Below are 22,155 nucleotides of genomic sequence, written 5' to 3'. Positions count from 1 at the left end.
TCGGGCTGGTTGGTTTCGTCGCGGCGGGCAGCGGTCGAAAATCGGTGGCCACTTGTGCCGACCGGGCCCACGCTGTACGCCATGGAAGAACCGCCCCGCAGGATCCGTGCGCTCCACACCGCGTCCACGATCACCGTCTACCAGGCCTACCGCCCCGAGATCGGGCTGCCCGCCGCCCGCGACGGACGCTTTCCCTCCGTGTGGCTGCGGCATCGAATGACGTGGATCAAGCCCAGCTTCCTGTGGATGATGTATCGCTGCGGCTGGGGGACGAAGGAAGGGCAGGAGACCGTTCTGGCTGTCGAGATCAGGCGGGCCGGCTTCGAGTGGGCGTTGCGCAACGCGTGCATGTCGCACTACGTACGCGGGCTGCACGAGAGCCGGGACGCCTGGAAGCGTGAGTTGAGCACGGCGCCCGCGCGCGTTCAGTGGGATCCCGAGCGGGACCTGCGGCTCCAGGCCTTGCCGTACCGGTCCCTGCAACTCGGCCTCTCCGGTGAGGCCGCGCGACGCTACGCGGATGAGTGGACGGTCGCCATCCGCGACGTCACCCCGCTCGCCCGCGAGGTCCACGCCCGCGTCAGGGGCGGCGACCTGGACGCGGCCGCCCGACTGCTGCCCCAGGAAGCCCCCTATGCCGGCCAGGACGAACTCATCGCCCACCTCCGGGGATGAGGGAACGCGCTCACCCGACCTCCCGCCCCCCGACCGGTCGGGGCGCCGGCCGAATCGCTTCTGCCTCACTCGTTCGAGCGGAGCGAAAGTGCTCCTGCCCGATAGGCTGAGCCGTGGGACAGAATCGCGCCCATGGGAGCAGCCATGACCACCCCAGCCGCTGAGCAGCCGCTCATCCCTCAGCCGCCTGCAACGGTCGCCACGCTTCGGCAGGCCATCAGCCAGATCGCGCCCGCCTCGCTCCCCGCCTTCACGCGGGAGCTGGACCAGGCGGCCGACCAGTCCCGGCAGGGCTCCGATCTCGCCCCTCTCCGGCGATTCATCACCCAGTGGGCCATCTATGTCCATATCCAGCGCCAGCCCACTCTGGCAGCGGATTTCCGCCGCTGGGAGGACACCGCTGTGGCGGGCGACGCCACGCAGGCACGACAGGCCGCCGCCGAGATCGGACGACTTCTCGACGAAGCCCACGCGGCCGTCGGTCTCACCATCCGGTGAGCGCGGACTGGCACTGGGAGTACGACCCTGACCACGACCACGTGGCAGGCGGTCTCCCCGCCTACGTCGTGGCGGAAGTCGAACGTCTGGCCGGCCAGCTCGTCGACCTCGCCAGTACGGGAGTCGACGTCAGTGATCTCGGCAACGGCCCAAGATCAGGCGGTCTACGTCGCATGGACGCCGCGGGCGGATGGTTCTACTTCCTCGTGGCCCCGCGCGAGCCACTCGTCATCATCGTCCGCATCGTTCCCCCGTTCGACGCTTTGTAGCGACTGCACGATCGCACGACCGCCCCGGCCCGAAACGACAGTCGCTGCACCCCGACGGCATCCGCTGGTGGACCGAGTCGTGGGTGACCGGGTGACGGCGAGCCCCCTCTCCCGTGGCCGGGAAGGGGGCTCGTTGGGGTTCGGTCGGGCGGCGGTGGACGGGTGCGCTGCTCGGACCTGTCCTAGTTCTTCTTGATCGCGGAGATGTCGAACTCCAGGACGATCTTGTCGCCGACCAGTACGCCGCCGCCTTCCAGGGCCGCGTTCCATGTCACGCCGAACTCCTTGCGCGAGATGGTCACCGAGCCCTCGAGGCCCACTCGCAGATTGCCGTACGGGTCGACGGCGTTGCCTGTGTACTCGAAGTCGATGGAGACCGGGCGGGTGGTGTCCTTGACGGTCAGGTCGCCGGTGACGCGGAAATCGGTGTCACCGCGCGGCTCGACCTTGGTGCTCCGGAACGTGATGTCGGGGAAGCTGGGGGCATCGAGGAAGTCATTGGTACGCAGGTGCTGGTCGCGCTGTTCGACGCCGGTGGCGATGCTCTCGGCCTTGATCACCACTTGGCCGGTGGAGCGGGCGGGATCGGTGCCGTCCAGGTGGGCGGCGCCCTCGAACTGGTGGAACGCGCCGCGGACCTTCGTCACCATCGCGTGGCGGGCGACGAAGCCGATCCGGGTGTGAGTGGGGTCAAGGACGTAGTCCCCGGTGAGTTCGGCGAGGCCGGTGCTCGTGGTCATGGTTCCTCCATGAGGCCTGGATCCCGGCGACGGTATGCCCGGATCGTGCCGGACCCACGCTAGGACGCGACCGGCTTCCTGCCTGGTCGGACGCACGGAGGAACCGGAGAGTCCACTCTCACCGACGATCTTGAGCCACCGTACGGTCCGACGGGACCGCCCAGGACCCTCCGGGACCGCCCGAGACCCTCCGGCACCGCCCGAGACCCTCCGGCCATGCCCGGGGCCTCCACGGCCGGGCGGACGACCGCCTTGCGCTCGACCTCGGCGATCCGGGCCTCGACCGTCTTGCGCAGGATCTTCGCGGGCCGACACCCGGTGGCCCTGCGGCCCGTGGCCCGGAGACCCGGTGACCCAGTGCGATCCGAACCGGCGTCGCCCCCCCCGTGCCGGCGTCAGTGCGACAGCGTCGCCGGGCTTCCGCCGTTCGCCTCGTAGCCCGCCACCGCCAGGGCCCGGTATATCGCGTAGTCCGCGGCCGGGTCGGGGTACAGGGTCCAGGGCAGGGCACCGACGTGGCCGTCCACGTGCACCAGTTGCTGCATCGCCTCGGACCAGCGCTCGCCGCGGACCAGGAAGCAGATCAGCAGGTGGCGTACGTGGGCGAGCATCGGGTCGTCCGGGCGGGCCGCGTGGACGGCGTACAGCGCGCCGTGGACGGCCTTGGTGACGGTCTCGCTCTGGTAGAAGCTGCGGACGAGGTTCACCTCGGGGAGGTGCTCGAAGACCGCGAAGAGCGGCATCGCCGCGAGGAGGGAACCCTGCGGCGCGCGGGCGGCGGCGGCCTCCGCGAACGCGTACGCCGTCTCGCGCGAGCCGTGCCACTTCTCGCACCAGTAGTGCAGGGCCGCCAGATGCGCGCCCATGTGAGAGGGCGCGCGGTCCAGGATCTTCAGCCAGAGCTTCTCGAACTCCGGCTGGGAGTAACCGAGTCCACGGGCCACCGACAGCTCGATGATGTACGGGATCGGGTCACCGGGGGACAGCAGCGCCGCGTCGCCGCACGCGGACCGCGCCTCCTCCATGATGATCCGGAAGTCGTCGGTACCGGGCGTCGACGTCCGCCAGGCCTGCTGCACCAGGAACTCGGCGTGCACCGAGGCGCCGCCCGCGTCTTTGGGAGCCTCGGCACGCCACACGCGCAGCCACTGGCCGCCGGGTGTCTCGCTGACCCCGCCGGGGCGCTGCTGGAGCTCCAGGGAGGCGGCGCCCGCGAAGGCCTGCACCCGCTGCCAGCGGGTCTCGCCCTCGGTCTCCGTGCCGGCCAGCAGCTGTGAGGCCGCGCGGTAGTCCTCGGTCCGCTGCACCACGTCGAGGACGTTCAGCAGATCCGCGTCCGGGCCCGGCATGCGGATGTCCAGCTCCTCCTGGCGCAGGAAGCCGTAGTCCGAGGGGTCGGCGGCGTCGGGGTCGCCGGGCGACACCAGCCGCACACCGTTGCGCATGCGCCGCAGCGCCGGCAGCAGGACCAGGCTGAACATGGCCAGCGCCATCAGGACCCAGAGAATCTCCATGGCTCAAGCGAACCAGACGGGTCCGACAATTGGCCAACCCGGTCCCGTCACGCTTTCCGCGAAGGCACACCCCTCGCCCGGGCGTACGCCGTCAAGAACTCCCGGAGAGCACTACGCTCGGGACTCATGAGCGACAGGCACATCAGTCAGCATTTCGAGACGCTCGCGATCCACGCGGGCAATACGGCCGATCCCCTCACCGGAGCGGTCGTCCCGCCGATCTACCAGGTCTCGACCTACAAGCAGGACGGCGTCGGCGGTCTGCGCGGCGGTTACGAGTACAGCCGCAGCGCCAACCCCACCAGGACCGCCCTCGAGGAGAACCTCGCGGCCCTGGAGGGTGGTCGCCGCGGCCTCGCGTTCGCGTCGGGACTGGCGGCCGAGGACTGCCTGTTGCGTACGCTGCTCAGCCCCGGCGACCACGTGGTGATCCCCAACGACGCCTACGGCGGCACCTTCCGGCTCTTCGCCAAGGTCGTCTCCCGCTGGGGCGTGGAATGGTCGGTGGCCGACACGAGCGACCCCGAGTCGGTACGGGCCGCCCTCACCCCGAAGACCAAGGCGATCTGGGTCGAGACGCCCTCCAACCCCCTCCTCGGCATCACGGACATCGCCGTGGTCGCGCAGATCGCGCGCGAGGCGGGCGCCCGGCTCGTCGTCGACAACACCTTCGCGACCCCCTACCTCCAGCAGCCGCTCGCGCTCGGCGCGGACGTCGTCGTGCACTCCCTGACCAAGTACATGGGCGGCCACTCGGACGTCGTGGGCGGCGCCCTGATCACCGGTGACCAGGAACTCGGCGAGGAGCTGGCGTACCACCAGAACGCGATGGGCGCGGTCGCCGGGCCCTTCGACTCCTGGCTGGTGCTGCGCGGCACGAAGACACTCTCCGTGCGCATGGACCGGCACAGCGAGAACGCGGGCCGGGTCGCCGAGATGCTCACCCGGCACGCGCGCGTGACGCGTGTTCTCTACCCGGGTCTCCCCGAGCACCCCGGTCACGAGATCGCCGCCAAGCAGATGCGGGCGTTCGGCGGCATGGTCTCCTTCCAGGTCGAGGGCGGCGAGGAGGCGGCCGTCGAGGTCTGCAACCGCGCCAAGGTGTTCACGCTCGGTGAGTCGCTGGGCGGCGTGGAGTCCCTGATCGAGCACCCGGGACGCATGACGCACGCCTCGGTCGCCGGTTCGGCGCTGGAGGTGCCCGCCGACCTCGTCCGTATCTCCGTGGGCATCGAGAACATCGACGACCTGCTCCAGGACCTCCAGCAGGCCCTGGGCTGAGCCGCGGGCCCATAGGCCTCCTCCGCCCACCCGCGGCCCGGACCCACCGGCGCCCGCGGACGGGGGAGGCCGGTCACCAGCCCGTCACGAGTGGAGTCGTCTGCGACGGCGGCTCCACCCAGGGGCGGGCCGTGGCCGCCCAGACGGCGAAGACGACGACCGCGCCGAACAGCACCAGCCACAGCAGCCGCCGCACCGCCTTCCCGCGGCGCAGCATGCGTCCGCCGCGGCGCACGACCTCGCCGTACAGGTCGGGCGGAACCACGGATGGCGGTCCCTGCTCCAGAAGCCGTCGTACGGCCGCCTCGCGCTCCGACAGGTTCATGACGGCGCCACCTCCATCCGGGCGGGCGCCGGGCCCCGGGGCGGGTGCAGCAGCGTCGCCATGGCGCGGGCGCAGATCGCCCCGACCCGTTCCGCGGGAAGCCCGAGCAGGGCCGCCGCCTGCTCCTCGGCGACCCCCTCGTACAGCCTGAGGACGAGGATCAGCCGTTCCTGGGGCGTGAGCCGGGCCAGGACGTGATCGGGGGAGGCGCGCCGGCGCCCGAAGCTCCCGTACTGGTGCCAGGCGGTGCGCTGGAAACGCGCGGCCAGCTGGCGGCGGGTGCTGTCGTAGGGATCCTCGCCGTGCAGCCGGTCCCAGGAGGCGTACGTGTGGGCGAGCGCCAGCGTCAGCAGCCGCCGCGCGCGCGGGTTGGCGTCCCCGGGCTCCGCGGTGAGCAGCGTGGCGGTGTGCAGCAGCCGTCCCGCCGCGCCCGCCACGAACGCCTCGAACTCCCGGGCCCGGCGGATGCCCTGGGAGGCACGCCGTTCTCGCACCATGCCTCCCGCCTGAGGGTGACCCCGAGAACGGGTCCGCGGCCGCGTGCGACCCGTCGCACCCCGTACGACGAGGACCCGGTCTCATATGAGGCCAGGTGGCGCCTTCCGGTCAAGAGTCCGGCGCACATGCACGCGCGCGGGAGGGCGTGCGCGGGCCCGGCGACACCGGGCGGGCACGGCCCCACCGCCGGGCCTGGGGAGACCGGGTGCGGCTCAGGAGGCGGGCTCGGACTCCACGGTCGGCATGCCCTGGGTCGCCTGGCGGGCGGAGAGCGCGGTGTTGAAGCGAGTGAGGAGCGCGCAGAACACCTCACGCTCCTCGGGCGCCCATTCGTGTGTCAGCTCGGCCATCAACTGACGCCGGGACGTACGCACTTCGTCGAGCCGGGACTGACCGCGCGGGGACAGCTGGAGCACGACGGCGCGTCCGTCCTCGGGGTGCGAGGTGCGCTTGACGAGGCCGGTGTCGACCAGCGGGGCGACCTGCCTGGTGACCGTCGAGGAGTCGATGCCCATGCTCGCCGCGAGCGCCTTGACGCCCATCGGGCCTTCCTTGTCGAGGCGGTTGAGCAGCAGGTAGGCGGCCCGGTCCATGGAGTTGCGCACCTGCCCCACACCGCCGAGCCGGGTCTGTTCCGCACGGCGCGCGAAGACGGCGACCTCGTGCTGAAGGGCTTCGAGAAGACCGGTGTCACCGACGGTCGTCATGTCCATCGACATCTCTGGTGTAGTGGGCATGGCCGGGGGCTCAATTCATGCGTGGGGAGCTGGGTTGGGGGACAGGTTACGCGGCCGGGGCACGGGCCGTACCGGCGCTGCGCAAACCGAGTCTCGCAGCGTGGTCACCACGGAAGTGCGCCCGTGTGAACTGCGAGACTGGTGGTCATGAGCTACAGCACGGCTGACTCCTTTCCCAGTGTCACCCTCGACGACGTGCGCGGCGCGCAGAAGATGCTCTCGGGTGTGGCGCGGGTGACCGCGATGGAGGGCAGCAGGTATCTGTCCCAGCTGGTCGGGGCCCCGGTGCAGTTCAAGTGCGAGAACCTCCAGCGGACGGGATCGTTCAAGCTGCGCGGAGCCTACGTGCGGATCGCGGGCCTGCTTCCGGAGGAGCGCGCCGCGGGTGTCGTCGCGGCGAGCGCAGGCAACCACGCGCAGGGCGTCGCGCTCGCGTCCTCGCTGCTCGGCGTGCGCTCGACCGTGTTCATGCCCGACGGCGCCCCGCTGCCGAAGGTCGCGGCCACCCGTGACTACGGCGCGGAGGTGAGGCTGCACGGGCAGGTGGTCGACGAGACTCTGGCCGCCGCGCAGGAGTACGCGCAGCGGACCGGCGCCGTCTTCATCCACCCCTTCGACCACCCCGACATCATCGCGGGCCAGGGCACGGTGGGCCTGGAGATCCTGGAGCAGTGCCCGGAGGTGCGCACGATCGTCCTCGGGATCGGCGGCGGCGGGCTCGCGGCGGGCGTGGCCGTCGCCGTGAAGGCGCTGCGTCCGGACGTTCGGATCATCGGGGTGCAGGCGGAGGGCGCGGCGGCGTACCCGCCCTCGCTCACGGCCGGGCGGCCGCTGTCGATCGAGAACCCGGCCACGATGGCCGACGGGATCAAGGTCGGCCGCCCGGGGGACGTGCCCTTCCGGTTGATCGAGGAACTCGTCGACGAGGTCCGTACGGTCTCCGAGAACGACCTGTCCAGCGCGCTGCTGCTGTGCCTGGAGCGCGCCAAGCTGGTCGTCGAACCGGCCGGCGCGAGCTCGGTCGCGGCGCTGCTGCGCGATCCCGGCGCCTTCGAGGGCCCGGTGGTGGCGCTGCTGTCGGGAGGGAACGTGGATCCGCTGCTGATGCAGCGCATCCTGCGGCACGGCATGGCCGCGGGCGGCCGCTACCTGGCGGTCACGCTGCGGCTCACCGACCGGCCCGGAGCCCTTGCCACGCTTCTCGGGGTGTTGTCAGTGGCGGACGCTAACGTCCTCGACGTGAGCCATGTACGGACCGATCCCCGGCTCGGGCTCACGGAGGTGGAGGTCGAGCTGCACCTGGAGACGAAGGGCCACGAGCACTGCGCCGAGGTGAACCAGGCGCTGCGCGAGGCGGGGTACACGGTCATCGACTGAGGTCGGAGCCGCCCGCGGGGTCCGGTTGTCCCACTCGGGGAAAATCCATTGAGTGACGCGATACATCGCGTTACGGTGGGTGTCCGGATCGGCGCCTACGGGGCCGGGCCGATGACTTTCCCGCTGTGCACAAGTCCTCAGTACGCACATCCGAAAAATCCCCAACGACGTGGAGAACACTCATGCCAGGCGCCATCTACGCCGAAGGCCTGGTGAAGACCTTCGGTGACGTAAGGGCTCTGGACGGCGTCGACCTCGATGTCCCGGAGGGCACCGTGCTCGGTCTGCTCGGACCGAACGGCGCGGGCAAGACGACCGCCGTCCGCTGTCTGACGACCCTGCTGCGCCCCGACAGCGGCAAGGCCGTCGTCGCGGGGATCGACGTGCTCAAGGATCCCGACGCCGTACGGCGCAGGGTCGGCCTCTCCGGGCAGTTCGCGGCGGTCGACGAGTACCTGACCGGCCGCGAGAACCTCCAGATGGTCGGCCAGCTGTACCAGATGAGGGCGAAGGCCGCGAAGGTCCGCGCGGAGGAGCTGCTGGAGCAGTTCAACCTCGCCGACGCCGCCGACCGCACCGCGAAGACGTACTCCGGCGGCATGCGCCGCCGGCTCGACCTGGCGGCTGCCCTGGTCGTGTCGCCCCCGGTCATGTTCATGGACGAGCCGACGACCGGCCTCGACCCGCGCAACCGCCAGCAGCTGTGGGACGTCATCAAACGGCTGGTCTCCGGCGGTACGACGCTGCTGCTGACCACCCAGTACCTGGAAGAGGCCGACCACCTCGCGCACGACATCTGCGTGGTCGACCACGGCCGTGTCATCGCCCGCGGCACCGCCGACGAGCTCAAGCCGCAGACCGGCGGCGAGCGCGTCGAGGTCGTCGTGCACGAGCGCGAGCACATCGCGACCGCCTCCGAGGTGCTGCGCGGCTTCGGCAAGGGCGACACGACGGTCGAGGAGCACACCCGCAAGCTCACCGTGCCCGTCACCGGCGGCGCGAAGCTCCTCGCGGAGGTGATCCGCGAGCTGGACAGCCGCGGCATCGAGATCGACGACATCGGTCTGCGCCGCCCCACCCTCGACGACGTCTTCCTCTCGCTCACCGGTCATGTGGCCGAGGAGAAGGCCGAGGAGAACGGCAAGCCGGCGGACGCCCGGACCGGCAAGAGCAAGAAGGAGGCCGCGAAGTGAGCGCCGTCAGTGACGCCGTGCAGGTCACGGCACCCCCGAACCCGGTCTACCAGTCCATCCGGGACTCCCTGGTCATCGCCAAGCGGAATCTGATCAGAATGTCCAGGATCCCCGAGATGGTCATCTTCGGACTGATCCAGCCGATCATGTTCGTGGTGCTGTTCACCTATGTGTTCGGCGGGTCCATGAAGATCGGCGGCAGCACCAGCGCCGCCGACTACACCAACTTCCTGATGGCCGGCATCTTCGCCCAGACGGTCACCTTCGCCACCGCGGGCGCGGGCGCCGGCATCGCCGACGACATGCACAAGGGCCTCATCGACCGCTTCCGCTCGCTGCCCATGGCGCGGGGCGCGGTGCTCACCGGCCGCACCCTGGCCGACCTCGTGCAGACCGCGCTGACCCTGCTGGTCCTCGCGGTGGTCGCCTTGATGGTCGGCTGGCGGGTCGGCTCGAACGGCAGCACCGACGCGTTCCGTGTCCTCGGGGCCTTCGGGCTGCTGCTCCTGCTGGGGTACGCGTTCACCTGGATCGGCGCGCTCATCGGCCTGTCCGTGCGGACGCCCGAGGCGGCCACCTCCGGCGGCCTGATCTGGCTCTTCCCGGTCACGTTCATCTCGAACGCGTTCGTGGACACCAGCAACATGACCCCCTGGCTGCGGCATGTCGCGGACTGGAACCCCTTCAGCGCCACCGTGCAGGCGTGCCGGGTGCTGTTCGCCAACCCGGGGGTGTCGACGTCCGACGCCTGGCCCATGCGGCACTCCATCTGGGCCTCGGTGATCTACTCGGTCCTGATCGTGCTGGTCTTCCGCACGCTCGCGGTCCGTAAGTACCGCTCGGCCACGGCCTGACGGGATCGCCGCGATCGACGCGGACATGGCAATGCCCCCGGCGTGCGGCCGGGGGCATCGTCGTCGCTGGTCCTGGGCTCAGCCCTGGTACGGGACGGCCTTGAGGATCTTCACCGAGGCGAGCTTGCCGTTCGGCAGCTCGTACTGGGCGTCCTCGCCGACCTTCTTGCCGCTCACGCCGGAGCCCAGCGGGGACTGCGGGGAGTACGTCTCGATGTCGGAGCTCGCGTACTCGCGCGAGGCGAGCAGGAAGTCCAGGGTGTCGTCCTCGTCGCCGTCGAAGGCGATGGTGACGACCATGCCCGGCGCGACCACGCCGTCCGCCGCGGGGGCCTCGCCGACCTTGGCCTTCTCCAGGAGCTGGGTCAGCTGGCGCACACGGAGCTCCTGCTTGCCCTGCTCCTCCTTGGCCGCGTGGTACCCGCCGTTCTCGCGCAGGTCCCCTTCCTCACGCGCGGCCGCGATCTTGGCGGTGATCTCCGTGCGTGCGGGACCAGACAGGTGATCCAGCTCGGCCCTGAGCTGGTTGTACGCCTCCTGGGTCAGCCAGGTGACGTTCTCGCTGGTCTGGGTCACAGGTGCTCCTCGTAGGTACTGGGATACAAAGCATCGCCCTACCCTGAAGCATGTTCTCTCACGGGTGGGCGAAACCACGAGCCTAACAATTCAGCGGCTCTGAGGGGAGGACATAAGACATCAGAATTTCATCGACGCAGGTCAGCCGCTGGTCGTCCGGAGTGCTTCCGGCCCTGGCCGGCAGCGGCGGGTCGGGTCGGCGGTGCCGCTCAGCCCGAGTGGCAGCCGAGGAGTTCCGCGGTGGAGCCCCGGGCCGTCGTACGCAGGGTAACCACCTTGTCGAGGCGGGACGAGTGCTGGTCGAAGCGGAAGTCCGCGCGGCCCACCTCGACGCCGTCCGCGCTCTGCGACCGCAGCGTGCAGTAACCCTTCGTACCCGCGTCCTTGCGCACCTCCAGATGCGCCTCGACCGCGCTGTCCGAGACCGCCTCGAAGGTGATCACCTGGGCGCTGATCTTGGCCCCGGCGATGTAGTCGTAGCCGAACCAGCCGACCAGGCCGATCAGGGTGACTCCCAGCACGCTGCCGATGATCTTGAGCTTCCGGTCGGCGCGCCCGTCGGCGGAGCGGCCGTACCGGCCCTCGGGCAGCTGCACGCTCGCCGTACTCATGATCGTCCTCCCGGCCGGGCCCCTGGGGCGGACCCCGGAATTATTCGCCCCCCGATTCCGTCACTATAGAAGCCGCCCGCAGCGCGGATTCACGCCGGGCGCCGACAGCCGACTTACTCAGGCGACAGCCGACCGACCGAGGATTGAGTCTTGACTGACCAGCTGCGACTGATGGCCGTGCACGCCCACCCCGACGACGAGTCGAGCAAGGGCGCCGCCACCATGGCGAAGTACGTGTCCGAGGGGGTGGACGTGCTGGTCGTGACCTGCACGGGCGGGGAGCGCGGCTCCATCCTCAATCCCAAGCTTCAGGGCGACAAGTACATCGAGGAGAACATCCACGAGGTACGCAAGAAGGAGATGGACGAGGCCCGCGAGATCCTCGGGGTCAAGCAGGAGTGGCTCGGCTTCGTCGACTCCGGCCTGCCCGAGGGCGACCCGCTGCCGCCGCTGCCCGAGGGCTGTTTCGCCCTGGAGGACATCGACAAGGCGGCCGGCGAGCTGGTCAAGCAGATCCGCTCGTTCCGCCCGCAGGTGATCACCACGTACGACGAGAACGGCGGTTACCCGCACCCCGACCACATCATGACCCACAAGATCACGATGGTGGCCTTCGAGGGCGCGACGGACACCGAGAAGTACCCGGAGTCCGAGTTCGGCCCGGCGTTCCAGTCGCGGAAGCTGTACTACAACCAGGGCTTCAACCGCCCGCGCACCGAGGCGCTGCACCACGCGCTCCTGGACCGCGGGATGGAGTCGCCGTACGGGGACTGGCTGAAGCGCTGGAGCGAGTTCGAGCGCGCCGAGCGCACGCTGACCACGCACGTTCCGTGCGCGGACTTCTTCGAGATCCGTGACAAGGCGCTCATCGCGCACGCCACGCAGATCGACCCGGACGGCGGCTGGTTCAAGGTCCCCATGGACATCCAGCGGGAGGTCTGGCCCACCGAGGAGTACGAGCTCGCGAAGTCCCTCGTGGACACATCCCTCCCCGAGGACGACCTCTTTGCGGGCATCCGCGACAATGCCTGACATGAGCGCAAGCCTGGCACTGACGCACCTCGTCCCCCTCGCCAAGGAGGTCGACGAGAACAAGGTCACCCCCGGCGTCCTCGGCTTCATCGTCTTCGCGGTGATGGCCCTGGCCGTCTGGGGCCTGATGAAGTCCATGAACCGTCACATGGGCAAGGTCACCTTCGAGCAGGACTCCGAGAGCGGGGCGGAGGGCTCCGGCGGCGCGGAACGCACCGGCACCTCCTCCGGCTCCGGCGGGAAGGCCGCCCCCGCGAAGGGCTGAGCCGACGCCCGCGGGACGTTCCCGCGCCCGCGGGGTCACCGGACCCCGTGGGCGCGGCGATTCGGCGTGAGCACGTCACCATGCACCCGTCCGCTCACGCACCCGCCCCGCTCACGTCACCACCCTCACGTCACCACCGTCACGCCCATCACATCGCGGGCGTGACGGCCCGGCACCATGCCCAGGCGCCAGGCCTGCCAGCCGGCGTCCAGGTCCACCCCCCGCTCCAGCAGCAACTGATACGCCTCGATGAAGTCGTCCAGCCTGCCGTCGCGGGTGGCGTGCCCCGCCCGCGAGAGCTGCGACAGCTCCTCCACGGCCACCGCGGCGCCCACCTCATGGCCGCCGGGCGCCGCGTAGGGGAGCAGCGTGCAGCGCAGGAAGCGGGCCCAGTCCTCCCCGCGGCGGTCCCCGTACGAGGCGAACAGACCGACGGCCTCGTCGCACAGGACCAGCGCCTGCTGGGTACGGGCGTTGCCCGCGTCGACCACGGCGAGCTCCAGGCACGTCCACGCCTCACCGTGAGCCACCCCGATGCGCTGGAAGTCCGCGCGCGCGTCGACCAGGAGCTGACGGGCGAAGCCCGAGTTCCGCAGGGAGCCCGTCTGCGCGGCGCGCTGGTCGCGGGTCACGCGGGCCGAGTGATGACGGGCACAGGCCAGCCCGTACACGTCCCGCATGCGCGAGAACATCGTCCGGGACCGCTCCAGCTCACGCACCGCCTGGTCCAGGCTGCCGGTCTCCTCCAGCGCCTGGCCCAGGTAGTAGACCGTCCACGCCTCGCCGCGCGCGTCCTCGTTCTCGCGATGCCGGGAGGCCGCCTGGCGCAGCCCGTCGACCGCGGCGGACGGGTCGCCCCCGACGAGCCGGGCGCGGGCCAGCTGGGTGAGCGCCCAGGCCTCGCCCCGGGCGTCGCGCGTACGGCCGTACAGATCGAGCGCCTCGCGCAGCTCACGCTCGGCGCGCGGCACGTCGCCCATCCGCAGACCCAGCTGGCCCAGCTGGAAGTGGGCCCAGGCCTCACCGTGCACCGAGCCGCTCTCGCGGTGCAGGACCAGGGACTCGGTGAGGAGGCCGAGGGCCTGGCCGAGCCGGGACCTGTCGCGCTCCACCGCCGCCAGCGCGTGCATCGTCCAGGCACGGTCGGCCGCCAGTTCGGGTGACGCCTGAAGATCCATCGCCTCCTGGAGTTTGGCCGCCGCCTCGGCGAGGGTCCCCTGGTGGTGCAGCGTGATGCCGAGGGAACACAGCGCCCGGGCGGCCCCCGCGTCGTGATGGGCCTCGAAATACAGGTCCACCACCGCCGCCAGGGTCGTCCGCGCCTTGTCCAGCTCCCCGAGCTGGCGGGCCGCGATACCGGTGCGCCACTGCACCGAGCGGACCAGGAGCCCCTGGTCGACGGCCTGGGTCAGCTCGCTGATCTCACCCAGCCGGTACAGGTCGCCGCGCAGCAGGCAGTAGTCGCACAGGGCGCCCAGGAGATGCAGCACCGCCGCCTGGTTCACCCCCTCCGCGTGCCGCAGGGCCGCCGTGATGAAGCTCGACTCGTCGTCCAGCCAGCGCAGCGCCGCGTCCAGGGAGGTGAAGCCCTGCGGCCCGAACTGGTCGGCGCGCGTCGACGTCTTGCCGTCCACCAGCCGGATCACCGAGTCGGCGAGCTCCGCGTAGTTCACGATCAGGCGCTCCTGCGCCGCCGAGCGCTCCGAGGCCTCCTCCTCGTCGAGAAGGCGGGCGGTGGCGAAGGTCCGCACGAGATCGTGCAGGCGGTAGCGACTGCCGCGCACATGGTCGATCAGGCCCGCTCGGGACAGGGCGGTCAGATGACGGACCGCCTCGGGCTCGTCCGTCGCGAGCAGGGACGCCGCCGCCGCCGCGCCCAGCGAGGCCCGGCCGGCCAGGGCCAGCCGGCGCAGCAGCCGGCGTGCCATGTCCGACTGGTCCGTGTAACGCAGCCACAGCACCCGCTCGACGGGCTCCACCGGGCCGTAGGCCGCGAGGTCGCCGGCCAGGGCGCGCGGGGTGCGGGGGCCGAGCGAGGAACCCGCGACCCGCAGCGCCAGCGGCAGACCGCCGCACAACTCACGTATCCGGTCGGCGGATTCGGCGTCGTACGGACCCGACGCGTCCTGTGCCGCCGCGCTCAGCAGTTCCTCGGAGCCCGCCGCGTCCAGCGCCTCCACGGGCAGCTGGTGCACCCAGGCCGCGAGGCCGGCGGGCAGGTCGAAGGGCTTGCGCGCGGTGACCAGGACCAGGCTCTCGGAGCGCTCGGGGACCAGGGTGCGCACCTGCTCGGCATCGCTCGCGTCTTCCAGCACGATCGTCACGGGCAGCCCCGTCAGATGCTGGTGATACAGCTCGCTCAGTCGTTTGACCTGATGGTCCTGCGAGGACCGCTCGCGGAAGAGGAGCTGTTCGCGCGGGGCGCCCAGCCGGTTCAGCAGATGGAGCAGCGCGTCGCGGGTGGGGAGCGGCGGATCGTCCGGGCTGTCGCCCCGCAGGTCGACCACGCACGCGCCGCGGAACTGGTCCTTCAGGGCGTGCGCCGCCCGGACCGCCAGCGTGCTGCGGCCGGAACCGGGCGCGCCGTGCAGCACCACGACCGTCGGTTTCGTCTCCGTGCTCGCCCGGGCCGCGTGAACCCACTGCGCGATCCGTGACAGTTCGCTCCGGCGGCCCGTGAACGGCCCCTCCTGTTCCGGCAGTTGACCGAAGGAATGCTCGAGCACGCTGCGCCGGCGGGCGGCCGCGCTCTTGTCGGTGCGCCGCAGTTGGGGTGCACCCTTCTTGGCGCCGGTGGTGGCGCTGAGCACCCGCTGCTGGTCGAGGAACGGGCGGACGCCCCGTACCTCCATGGCCGTCAGCCACTGGAGGCGCAGCTGCTCGGGGCCGCCGGGCTGGCCGAGCGCCCCGGCGCGGCGGCTCGCGGCGGGCACGTGCGAGGCCGTCACCTTGAGGACCGTGGCCGTCGCACCCGCCACGGCCACCGTCGCTCCGGTGCCCACCGCCGTGCCGGTGCCGGTGCCGAGGGCCAGGTCGGTGACGACGGCGGCGAGCGCGCCGACCACGGCCACCAGTAAGGGAGTTCCGGATCCCTCGCGCGCGAACCGTTGCCCGAAGGTCTGCCGTCCCGCCTCGGACTCGTCCAGCGCCCGCGTGTACGCCGTGTACTCCTCGGCGGCCGTCTCCGCCATCGCGTCGAGCGAGGCCCGCGCCCGCGTCAGCAGGGCACCTCCGTCCGCGCGCCCCCCTGAGCGGCGCACCTCCTCCTCGACGGTCCGGACCAACAGCCGCTCGGCCTCCGCCCGATGGCCGTCCCGCATGTCACGTCCCCCTCCGGCAGCAACTCCCTGGCCTATGAGTGTCCTTCGGCGAAGACGCGAGCGCGAGGGGGCGTCGATCATTCGCCGCGATCGTGTGGGCCGGCCACGGGAGCCGGACCTTCGGCCACACGGGATCCGGCGCCCCGACCTCGTACGCGGACACGGGCGCCGCCCGACCGGTACGGCCGCCTTCGTGAAGATGCCCCCGACGGGCCACGCCCGGCGCACCTGCCCTTCTACGTCCTCCCGGACGCCGTGGGAGAGTGGCGGGGTGAACCGACTGGCCCATGAGACGTCCCCGTATCTGCTCCAGCACGCCGACAACCCCGTCGACTGGTGGCCGTGGTCGGCCGAGGCCTTCGACGAGGCCCGCAGAAGCAACCGGCCCGTTCTGCTCAGCGTCGGCTACAGCAGCTGTCACTGGTGTCATGTCATGGCCCACGAGTCCTTCGAGGACGCGGAGACGGCCGCCTATCTGAACGAACACTTCGTCAGCGTCAAGGTCGACCGCGAGGAACGGCCCGACGTCGACGCCGTCTACATGGAGGCGGTGCAGGCGGCGACGGGGCAGGGCGGCTGGCCGATGACCGTGTTCCTCACCCCCGACGCCGAGCCCTTCTACTTCGGCACCTACTTCCCGCCCGAGCCCCGCCACGGCATGGCGTCCTTCCGGCAGGTGCTGGAAGGCGTGTCCGGTGCCTGGGCCGACCGGCGGGACGAGGTCACCGAGGTCGCGGGGAAGATCACGAGGGATCTCGCCGAGCGGGAGATGTCCTTCGGGGACAGCCGGGTGCCGGGCGAGGAGGAGCTGGCCGGCGCGCTGCTCGGGCTCACCCGCGACTACGACGCCGCGCGCGGCGGATTCGGCGGGGCGCCCAAGTTCCCGCCGTCCATGGTGATCGAGTTCCTGCTGCGCCATCACGCCCGGACCGGTTCCGAGGGCGCTCTCCAGATGGCCGTGGACACCTGTGAGCGGATGGCGCGCGGCGGTCTCTACGACCAGCTCGGCGGCGGATTCGCCCGCTACTCCGTCGACCGCGAGTGGGTTGTCCCGCACTTCGAAAAAATGCTCTACGATAACGCGCTTCTCTGCCGGGTCTACGCCCATCTCTGGCGGTCCACCGGGTCCGAGCTCGCCCGGCAGGTGGCGCTGGAGACCGCGGACTTCATGGTGCGTGAACTGCGCACCAACGAGGGCGGGTTCGCCTCGGCGCTCGACGCCGACAGTGACGACGGCAGCGGCAGGCATGTCGAGGGCGCCTACTACGTGTGGACGCCCGGGCAGTTGCGTGAGGTGCTCGGCGACGCGGACGCCGAACTCGCCGCGCAGTACTTCGGGGTCACCGAGGAGGGCACCTTCGAGGAGGGTGCCTCCGTGCTCCAGCTTCCGCAGCAGGAAGGTGTCTTCGACGCGGACAGGATCGCCTCCGTGCGGGAGCGGCTGCTCGCGTCGAGGGCCGGGCGGCCCGCCCCCGGGCGCGACGACAAGGTGGTCGCCGCCTGGAACGGGCTCGCGGTGGCCGCCCTCGCGGAGACCGGCGCCTACTTCGGCCGCCCCGATCTGGTGGAGGCCGCGATCGGCGCCGCCGACCTCCTCGTACGGCTGCACATGGACGACCGGGCGCGGCTGGCCCGTACGAGCAAGGACGGCCGGGCCGGAGCCCACGCGGGTGTGTTGGAGGACTACGCGGACGTCGCCGAGGGCTTCCTCGCGCTGACGTCCGTGACCGGGGAAGGGGTCTGGCTGCAGTTCGCCGGGTTCCTGCTCGACCATGTCCTCGCGCAGTTCACGGACACCGAGTCGGGCGCGCTCTACGACACGGCGGCCGACGCGGAGCGGCTGATCCGCCGGCCGCAGGATCCCACCGACAACGCCACGCCCTCGGGGTGGAGCGCGGCGGCCGGGGCGCTGCTGTCCTACAGCGCGCAGACCGGCGCCGAGCCCCATCGCACGGCCGCCGAGCGGGCGCTGGGTGTCGTGAAGGCGCTCGGGCCCCGGGCGCCCCGCTTCATCGGGTGGGGGCTCGCCGTGGCCGAGGCGCTGCTCGACGGTCCCCGGGAGGTCGCGGTGGTGGGCGAGGGCGGCGACCCGGCGACGACGGCCTTGCGGCGGGCGGCACTCATGGGCACCGCGCCGGGGGCCGTGCTGGCGGTGGGGGAGCCGGGCGGTGACGAGCTGCCGCTGCTCTCCGGCCGCCCGCTGGTGGACGGGAAACCGGCCGCGTACGTCTGCCGCAACTTCGTGTGTGACGTCCCGACGACCGATCCCGACCGGCTGCGCGAGGCCCTGAACAGCCGGAACACGTAACCCCGGCCGGGTCCGGGTCCCCGGGATCCGATCGGGCGCCACGCGGAGGACGGGGGTTCCGGGCGGCCGCCGGTCAGGTTCCGAATTCCGCGAGGGCGCGCTCCACGACGGTCTCCAGCCGGTCGTGGTGCGCGCCCTTCCAGTAGGCGCGCCCGCAGTCGGCGCACTGCGCGAAGACGTCGTACGACCGCTCGGTGCCGCTCTCCAGCTGGTCGGCGACCTGTTCCTTGGTGGCCTTCGCGAGCAGGCCGTTGCACGCGGTGCAGCGAGTCCAGGGGCTGAGTTCGGGCGCGAACCGGCCCAGTACGTCGCGGAGTTGGTCGTCGGGGCGGGTGCTGTAGACGAAGCCGCCCGCCCACAGTTCGCGGCGCCGCAGCAGTCCCCGGTCGCGGCTGAGCAGGACACGCCGTTCGGCCGCCGAGCGGGCGGCGAGCGCCGGGTCGCCGATGTCGACGAACTCGTAGGCGGTGTCGACGCCGAGCAGGCGCATCCGGCGGGCGAGGGTGCCGAGGTGGACGTCCAGCAGGAAGCGCAGCGGCGCGCCGGGGACCCGCTGCGGTCGTTCGACGGCGCGGACCCGCACGGACTCGTCCGCGGCCGGGATGTGCGAGAAGGGCACCTCGTGCCCGTCCACGACCAGGGCGCCGACCTCTGTCAGCGGGACGCCCAGCGACTCGACGACATGGCCGAGGGTGGAGGAGCCGTCGGTGCCGACGGGGGTGAGCCCCGCGCGGCGGGCGTGCGGGACGAACAGCCCCAGTTCGGGGGCGAATTCGATGTGGATCTCCGGTCCGTTCACGCGGTCAGGATGTCACGCGGGGTACCCCGGGGGCCTCCGGGTTTCGCGGCGGCAGCCCGTGCTCCAGGACGTTCACGGCGCGCTCGACGAGGTCGGCGAGGTCGTCGCCCTGGCCGGTCTCGGCCCAGTACAGGGAGGTCTCCATCAGGCCGCCGATCAGCGACATCGCGAAGACCCGGACCTCGAGGCCGTCCGGGTCCCGGCCGGAGCGCTCCCCGATGACCCGGCTCAGCAGCCGCCCGGTGACGGACATGCTCTCCATCATCCGGGAGCGCACCGCGGGCACCTCGACCATCAGCCGGGTGCGCAGGCGGCTGATCTCGGGATCCTCCGAGGTGCCGACGCCGACGGCCTTTCGCAGCACATGGCGCAGGGAGTCGAACCACGGCTCGTCCGCGGGGCGTTCCCGCAGTTCCTGTTCGAGGAGCGGGTCGTACTCGTCCGTGAGGACGATGTCCTCCTTGGTCGGGAAGTAGCGGAACACCGTGGAAGGGGAGACCTCGGCCGCCTCCGCGATCTGCTCGATCGTCGTGGCGTCGTACCCCTGCTGCCCGATCAGCCGGTACGTCGCCTCGCGGATCGCGATGCGGGTCTTGATCTTCTTCCGCTCGCGGAGCCCCGGCTGGGGTTCCGCGGCGGGAGCGGAGGTCTGTGCGGTGGCGGCCATGCCTCTTATTGTCCGGCATCCGCCGGGGCCGGGGCCATGTCGGCGTCCTCGTGCTCCGCCTCGGCGGGCCGCCCCGGGTTCGGCAGCAGTGCCGCCGCCAGCAGCGCGGTGACCAGCGCCGCGATCCCGCTGACCAGCAGCACCAGGTCCATGCCGTGGACGTACGCGGCGTTCGCGGAGGCTTCGAGGGCCCGGTCTCCGAGCCGGGCGGCGACGACATGGGCGCCGACCACCGAGTCGTCGGCGGTCTTCGCGGCGGCGCGCGGCAGCGTGGAGGTGTCGAGCCGGCCGGCGTACGTGCTCGCCAGCAGGGAGCCGAGCAGGGCGATGCCGATCGCGCTGCCCACCTGGCGCACCGACATCAGCAGCCCGGAGCCGCTGCCGGCCCGGTCGCGGGGGAGTGCGCCGAGTGCGGTGGACATCGCGGGCACCACGGCGAAGCCGAAGCCGAGGCCGGCGACGGACAGCCACAGGGCGGTGGCGCCGTACCCGTCGTCGACGGTCGTGCGGCTGCCGAGGAACGCGGCGAAGGCGAGGACGACGAGACCTCCGCTGATCACCGCGCGGGCCCCGAACCGGGTGACCAGCGGCTGAGCGCCCCGGGAGGCGACCAGCAGCCCGCCCATCATCGGCAGCAGACGCACTCCGGTCGCGAGGGCGTCGTGGCCGAGCACGGCCTGGAGGTACTGCGGCAGTACGAACATCAGGCCGGACAGGACGAACATGACGAGCGTCGCGGCCAGTGTGTTGAGCAGGAAACCGCGTTGGGCGAGCAGGGAGAGGTCCAGCATCGGTCGCGCGCTGCGGCGTTCGCGGGCGACGAGCAGCGTGAGCAGGACGGCGGAGGCGGCGAGGCACCCGAGGACGAGCGGGTCGCCCCAGCCGCGGGACGGGGCCTCGATGATCGCGTAGACGAGGACGCTGAGCCCGGTCGCGGTGAACGCGGTGGAGACGGCGTCCACCCTGGGCGAGGCGGGGTCGCGGGTCTCGGGGAGCAGGAGGACGCAGGCGGTGATGCCGATGGCGGCCATCGGCACGTTGACCAGGAACACCGATCCCCACCAGAAGTGGTTCAGCAGCCAGCCGCCGATGATCGGGCCGAGCGGCAGGCCGAGCGCCGAGGCGGCGGAGACGGCTCCGACCGCCTTGGTGCGCTCGTCGGCTCCGAACAGCGAGGGCAGCACGGCGAGCGCGAGCGGCATCACCAGCGCGCCGCCGACACCCATCAGGGCGCGGGCGACGATCACCCAGGTCACGTCGTGGACGAGGGAGCCCGCCAGGGAGCCGACGAGGAAGACCGCGAGGCCGGTGATGAGCATCCGGCGCCGTCCGAAGCGGTCGCCGAGCAGGCCCGCCGGGAGCATCAGCGAGGCGAAGACGACGACGTACGCGTCCGCCATCCACTGCTGCTGACCGGTGGACGCGCCGAGGTCCCGGGCCATCGTCGGCAGCGCCACATTGAGGATCGTCATGTCGAAGCCGAGCACCAGCATGCTCGCGACCAGGGCCCCGAGGGCCCACCAGCGGCGGGGGTCGCGCCGTGGGGCGCTGTCTTGCGTGAGAGTCGCCATGAAATGAAAGTAACTCTCAAAAGATGGTTGCTGTCAATCCGGCACGTCTTTCAGTTGGGGTTGGTGGTGAGTGGCGGGTTGCGGGTGGCGGGAGGTGGGGAGCGGGACGCTGACGAGGGCGCGGAGATGGGGCCGGGTGCCGTTGGCGTCGACGCGGAGGCGTGATGGCCGGGAAAACGCTGCGCCCGGGCGTGTCGTGGCCGGAAAACGCGCAGTGGCCGCGACTGGGGAGCCGCGGCCACTGAGAAGGGCGAGTTGGTGGGGGCGGGGGTCAGCCGTGCTGGTAGGCCACCAGGGAGATGCCGACGTAGTGCACGATGAACGCCGCGAGGGTCAGGGAGTGGAAGACCTCGTGGAATCCGAACCACCGCGGGGACGGGTTGGGCTTCTTGATCCCGTAGATCACGCCGCCCGCGCTGTAGAGCAGCCCGCCGACGATCACCAGGACGAGGACGGCGATGCCGCCCGTGCGCATGAAGTCGGGCAGGAAGAAGACGGCCGCCCAGCCCATCGCGATGTAGCACGGTGTGTAGAGCCAGCGCGGGGCGCCGACCCAGAACACCCGGAAGGCGATGCCCGCCGCCGCGGCGGCCCAGATGCTCCACAGGAGCCACTGCCCCTTGGCCTCGGGCAGGAGCAGCATGGTCAGCGGCGTGTAGGTGCCCGCGATGATCAGGAAGATGTTCGCGTGGTCGAGTCTGCGCAGGACGCCGTCCATCCGCGGACTCCAGTTGCCGCGGTGGTACAGGGCGCTCACGCCGAACAGGAGGCAGGCCGTCAGGGCGAAGATCCCGCAGGCGATACGGCCGCGGGTCGAGTCCGCCAGGGCTGTGAGAACCAGTCCGGAGACGAGGGCGGCCGGAAACATGCCGAGGTGCAGCCAGCCGCGGAGCTTGGGCTTGATCTCTTCCGGCAAGGAGTGCGCGACGGACGTCCGGCCGGCGGCCGGCGAGTCCGTGGGCGCGTCGGGGACGGACGCAGTCATGGGCCGAATCGTACCTACGGAACCGTAAGTTACGTGTCAGTCCCGCGTAAGGGAACCGCA

The 22,155-nt window shown here is 71.3% G+C and carries 22 protein-coding genes; 10 read left to right on the top strand and 12 right to left on the bottom strand.

The annotated features are described in order from the left end of the window. Positions 1-81 precede the first annotated feature (81 nt). From ABZV42_RS27115 to ABZV42_RS27105, 3 genes are all read left to right on the top strand, one after another. Positions 82-675, top strand: coding sequence for a DUF4291 domain-containing protein (locus tag ABZV42_RS27115; RefSeq protein ID WP_356053924.1), 594 nt, complete (start codon positions 82-84; stop codon positions 673-675). A gap of 144 nt (positions 676-819) precedes the next feature. Next, positions 820-1,173, top strand: coding sequence for a hypothetical protein (locus tag ABZV42_RS27110; RefSeq protein ID WP_355975748.1), 354 nt, complete (start codon positions 820-822; stop codon positions 1,171-1,173). Further along, positions 1,170-1,442 carry a hypothetical protein gene (locus ABZV42_RS27105; protein ID WP_356053922.1) on the top strand — a complete coding sequence of 91 codons (273 nt, stop codon included), beginning with the start codon at positions 1,170-1,172 and terminating at the stop codon, positions 1,440-1,442. The genes ABZV42_RS27110 and ABZV42_RS27105 overlap by 4 nt, the downstream gene beginning before the upstream one ends. 182 nt (positions 1,443-1,624) lie before the next feature. Here the strand turns inward: ABZV42_RS27105 and ABZV42_RS27100 are convergent, their stop codons facing one another. Beyond that, positions 1,625-2,182, bottom strand: coding sequence for a YceI family protein (locus tag ABZV42_RS27100; RefSeq protein WP_355975742.1), 558 nt, complete (start codon positions 2,180-2,182; stop codon positions 1,625-1,627). Positions 2,183-2,577: 395 nt separating this feature from the next. Further along, entirely contained in the window at positions 2,578-3,696 is a 1,119-nt protein-coding gene (locus tag ABZV42_RS27095; RefSeq protein WP_355975739.1) for a hypothetical protein, read from the bottom strand. Positions 3,697-3,822: 126 nt separating this feature from the next. Between ABZV42_RS27095 and ABZV42_RS27090 the strand changes: the two genes are divergently transcribed. Then, positions 3,823-4,977, top strand: coding sequence for a cystathionine gamma-synthase (locus ABZV42_RS27090; protein WP_355975737.1), 1,155 nt, complete (start codon positions 3,823-3,825; stop codon positions 4,975-4,977). 73 nt (positions 4,978-5,050) lie between these two features. On the opposite strand, the gene ABZV42_RS27085 is transcribed toward ABZV42_RS27090, so the two are convergent. The 3 genes from ABZV42_RS27085 to ABZV42_RS27075 form a co-directional block, all read right to left on the bottom strand. Beyond that, the gene (locus tag ABZV42_RS27085) at positions 5,051-5,302 is read right to left on the bottom strand and encodes a hypothetical protein (RefSeq protein WP_355975734.1); all 252 of its coding nucleotides are present in this window, start codon (positions 5,300-5,302) and stop codon (positions 5,051-5,053) included. Beyond that, positions 5,299-5,796 (bottom strand): sigma factor-like helix-turn-helix DNA-binding protein, encoded by a 498-nt coding sequence (locus ABZV42_RS27080; protein WP_355976137.1) that lies wholly within the window; start codon positions 5,794-5,796, stop codon positions 5,299-5,301. The genes ABZV42_RS27085 and ABZV42_RS27080 overlap by 4 nt, the downstream gene beginning before the upstream one ends. 216 nt (positions 5,797-6,012) lie before the next feature. Then, a complete protein-coding gene (locus ABZV42_RS27075) occupies positions 6,013-6,537 on the bottom strand; it encodes a MarR family transcriptional regulator (RefSeq protein WP_356053920.1) in 525 nt (174 codons plus the stop codon). 147 nt (positions 6,538-6,684) lie between these two features. Between ABZV42_RS27075 and ilvA the strand changes: the two genes are divergently transcribed. The 3 genes from ilvA (at position 6,685) to ABZV42_RS27060 (ending at position 9,961) form a co-directional block, all read left to right on the top strand. After that, positions 6,685-7,914, top strand: a complete 1,230-nt coding sequence (ilvA, locus tag ABZV42_RS27070) for a threonine ammonia-lyase (RefSeq protein ID WP_355975728.1) — start codon at positions 6,685-6,687, stop codon at positions 7,912-7,914. Between the two features lie 182 nt (positions 7,915-8,096). Continuing rightward, positions 8,097-9,107: an ATP-binding cassette domain-containing protein gene (locus tag ABZV42_RS27065; protein ID WP_356053918.1), complete on the top strand. Its 1,011-nt coding sequence runs from the start codon at positions 8,097-8,099 to the stop codon at positions 9,105-9,107. Beyond that, a complete protein-coding gene (locus ABZV42_RS27060; RefSeq protein WP_355975722.1) occupies positions 9,104-9,961 on the top strand; it encodes an ABC transporter permease in 858 nt (285 codons plus the stop codon). The genes ABZV42_RS27065 and ABZV42_RS27060 overlap by 4 nt, the downstream gene beginning before the upstream one ends. A gap of 78 nt (positions 9,962-10,039) precedes the next feature. Here the strand turns inward: ABZV42_RS27060 and greA are convergent, their stop codons facing one another. Both greA and ABZV42_RS27050 read right to left on the bottom strand, forming a co-directional pair. Further along, a complete protein-coding gene (greA, locus tag ABZV42_RS27055) occupies positions 10,040-10,537 on the bottom strand; it encodes a transcription elongation factor GreA (protein ID WP_355975719.1) in 498 nt (165 codons plus the stop codon). A 209-nt stretch (positions 10,538-10,746) separates the two neighbouring features. Next, positions 10,747-11,148: a DUF4307 domain-containing protein gene (locus ABZV42_RS27050; RefSeq protein WP_356053916.1), complete on the bottom strand. Its 402-nt coding sequence runs from the start codon at positions 11,146-11,148 to the stop codon at positions 10,747-10,749. Positions 11,149-11,298: 150 nt separating this feature from the next. Between ABZV42_RS27050 and mca the strand changes: the two genes are divergently transcribed. Then, complete coding sequence (gene mca, locus ABZV42_RS27045) at positions 11,299-12,180, top strand: mycothiol conjugate amidase Mca (protein ID WP_355975714.1); 882 nt, start codon at positions 11,299-11,301, stop codon at positions 12,178-12,180. 1 nt (position 12,181) lies between these two features. Next, positions 12,182-12,445, top strand: coding sequence for a hypothetical protein (locus ABZV42_RS27040; protein ID WP_356053914.1), 264 nt, complete (start codon positions 12,182-12,184; stop codon positions 12,443-12,445). A 125-nt stretch (positions 12,446-12,570) separates the two neighbouring features. Here ABZV42_RS27040 and ABZV42_RS27035 read toward each other — a convergent pair whose 3' ends face one another. Further along, positions 12,571-15,765: a tetratricopeptide repeat protein gene (locus ABZV42_RS27035; protein WP_356053912.1), complete on the bottom strand. Its 3,195-nt coding sequence runs from the start codon at positions 15,763-15,765 to the stop codon at positions 12,571-12,573. 271 nt (positions 15,766-16,036) lie between these two features. Between ABZV42_RS27035 and ABZV42_RS27030 the strand changes: the two genes are divergently transcribed. Continuing rightward, a complete protein-coding gene (locus ABZV42_RS27030; protein WP_356053910.1) occupies positions 16,037-18,073 on the top strand; it encodes a thioredoxin domain-containing protein in 2,037 nt (678 codons plus the stop codon). A gap of 73 nt (positions 18,074-18,146) precedes the next feature. Here the strand turns inward: ABZV42_RS27030 and ABZV42_RS27025 are convergent, their stop codons facing one another. The 4 genes from ABZV42_RS27025 to ABZV42_RS27010 form a co-directional block, all read right to left on the bottom strand. Next, entirely contained in the window at positions 18,147-18,872 is a 726-nt protein-coding gene (locus ABZV42_RS27025) for a Mut7-C RNAse domain-containing protein (protein ID WP_355975702.1), read from the bottom strand. Positions 18,873-18,876: 4 nt separating this feature from the next. Continuing rightward, positions 18,877-19,539 (bottom strand): TetR family transcriptional regulator, encoded by a 663-nt coding sequence (locus ABZV42_RS27020; RefSeq protein WP_355975699.1) that lies wholly within the window; start codon positions 19,537-19,539, stop codon positions 18,877-18,879. A gap of 5 nt (positions 19,540-19,544) precedes the next feature. Continuing rightward, positions 19,545-21,110 carry an MFS transporter gene (locus ABZV42_RS27015; protein ID WP_356053908.1) on the bottom strand — a complete coding sequence of 522 codons (1,566 nt, stop codon included), beginning with the start codon at positions 21,108-21,110 and terminating at the stop codon, positions 19,545-19,547. A 271-nt stretch (positions 21,111-21,381) separates the two neighbouring features. Next, on the bottom strand, positions 21,382-22,095 hold the full coding sequence (locus ABZV42_RS27010) for a hemolysin III family protein (protein ID WP_355975693.1): 714 nt from the start codon (positions 22,093-22,095) through the stop codon (positions 21,382-21,384). Between the last annotated feature and the right edge of the window lie 60 nt (positions 22,096-22,155).

This window comes from Streptomyces sp. NPDC005281 (genome assembly GCF_040607495.1).
GTDB lineage: Bacteria > Actinomycetota > Actinomycetes > Streptomycetales > Streptomycetaceae > Streptomyces.
This window is presented reverse-complemented; position numbering and strand designations above follow the sequence as displayed.

Bases quoted from the DNA above. Each gene is read 5' to 3' on its own strand.
- ABZV42_RS27115 (WP_356053924.1), top strand. From the start codon at position 82: ATGGAAGAACCGCCCCGCAGGATCCGTGCGCTCCACACCGCGTCCACG.
- ABZV42_RS27110 (WP_355975748.1), top strand. From the start codon at position 820: ATGACCACCCCAGCCGCTGAGCAGCCGCTCATCCCTCAGCCGCCTGCA.
- ABZV42_RS27100 (WP_355975742.1), bottom strand. From the start codon at position 2,182: ATGACCACGAGCACCGGCCTCGCCGAACTCACCGGGGACTACGTCCTT.
- ABZV42_RS27095 (WP_355975739.1), bottom strand. From the start codon at position 3,696: ATGGAGATTCTCTGGGTCCTGATGGCGCTGGCCATGTTCAGCCTGGTC.
- ABZV42_RS27090 (WP_355975737.1), top strand. From the start codon at position 3,823: ATGAGCGACAGGCACATCAGTCAGCATTTCGAGACGCTCGCGATCCAC.
- ABZV42_RS27085 (WP_355975734.1), bottom strand. From the start codon at position 5,302: ATGAACCTGTCGGAGCGCGAGGCGGCCGTACGACGGCTTCTGGAGCAG.
- ABZV42_RS27075 (WP_356053920.1), bottom strand. From the start codon at position 6,537: ATGCCCACTACACCAGAGATGTCGATGGACATGACGACCGTCGGTGAC.
- ilvA (WP_355975728.1), top strand. From the start codon at position 6,685: ATGAGCTACAGCACGGCTGACTCCTTTCCCAGTGTCACCCTCGACGAC.
- ABZV42_RS27065 (WP_356053918.1), top strand. From the start codon at position 8,097: ATGCCAGGCGCCATCTACGCCGAAGGCCTGGTGAAGACCTTCGGTGAC.
- ABZV42_RS27050 (WP_356053916.1), bottom strand. From the start codon at position 11,148: ATGAGTACGGCGAGCGTGCAGCTGCCCGAGGGCCGGTACGGCCGCTCC.
- ABZV42_RS27040 (WP_356053914.1), top strand. From the start codon at position 12,182: ATGAGCGCAAGCCTGGCACTGACGCACCTCGTCCCCCTCGCCAAGGAG.
- ABZV42_RS27035 (WP_356053912.1), bottom strand. From the start codon at position 15,765: ATGCGGGACGGCCATCGGGCGGAGGCCGAGCGGCTGTTGGTCCGGACC.
- ABZV42_RS27020 (WP_355975699.1), bottom strand. From the start codon at position 19,539: ATGGCCGCCACCGCACAGACCTCCGCTCCCGCCGCGGAACCCCAGCCG.
- ABZV42_RS27015 (WP_356053908.1), bottom strand. From the start codon at position 21,110: ATGGCGACTCTCACGCAAGACAGCGCCCCACGGCGCGACCCCCGCCGC.
- ABZV42_RS27010 (WP_355975693.1), bottom strand. From the start codon at position 22,095: ATGACTGCGTCCGTCCCCGACGCGCCCACGGACTCGCCGGCCGCCGGC.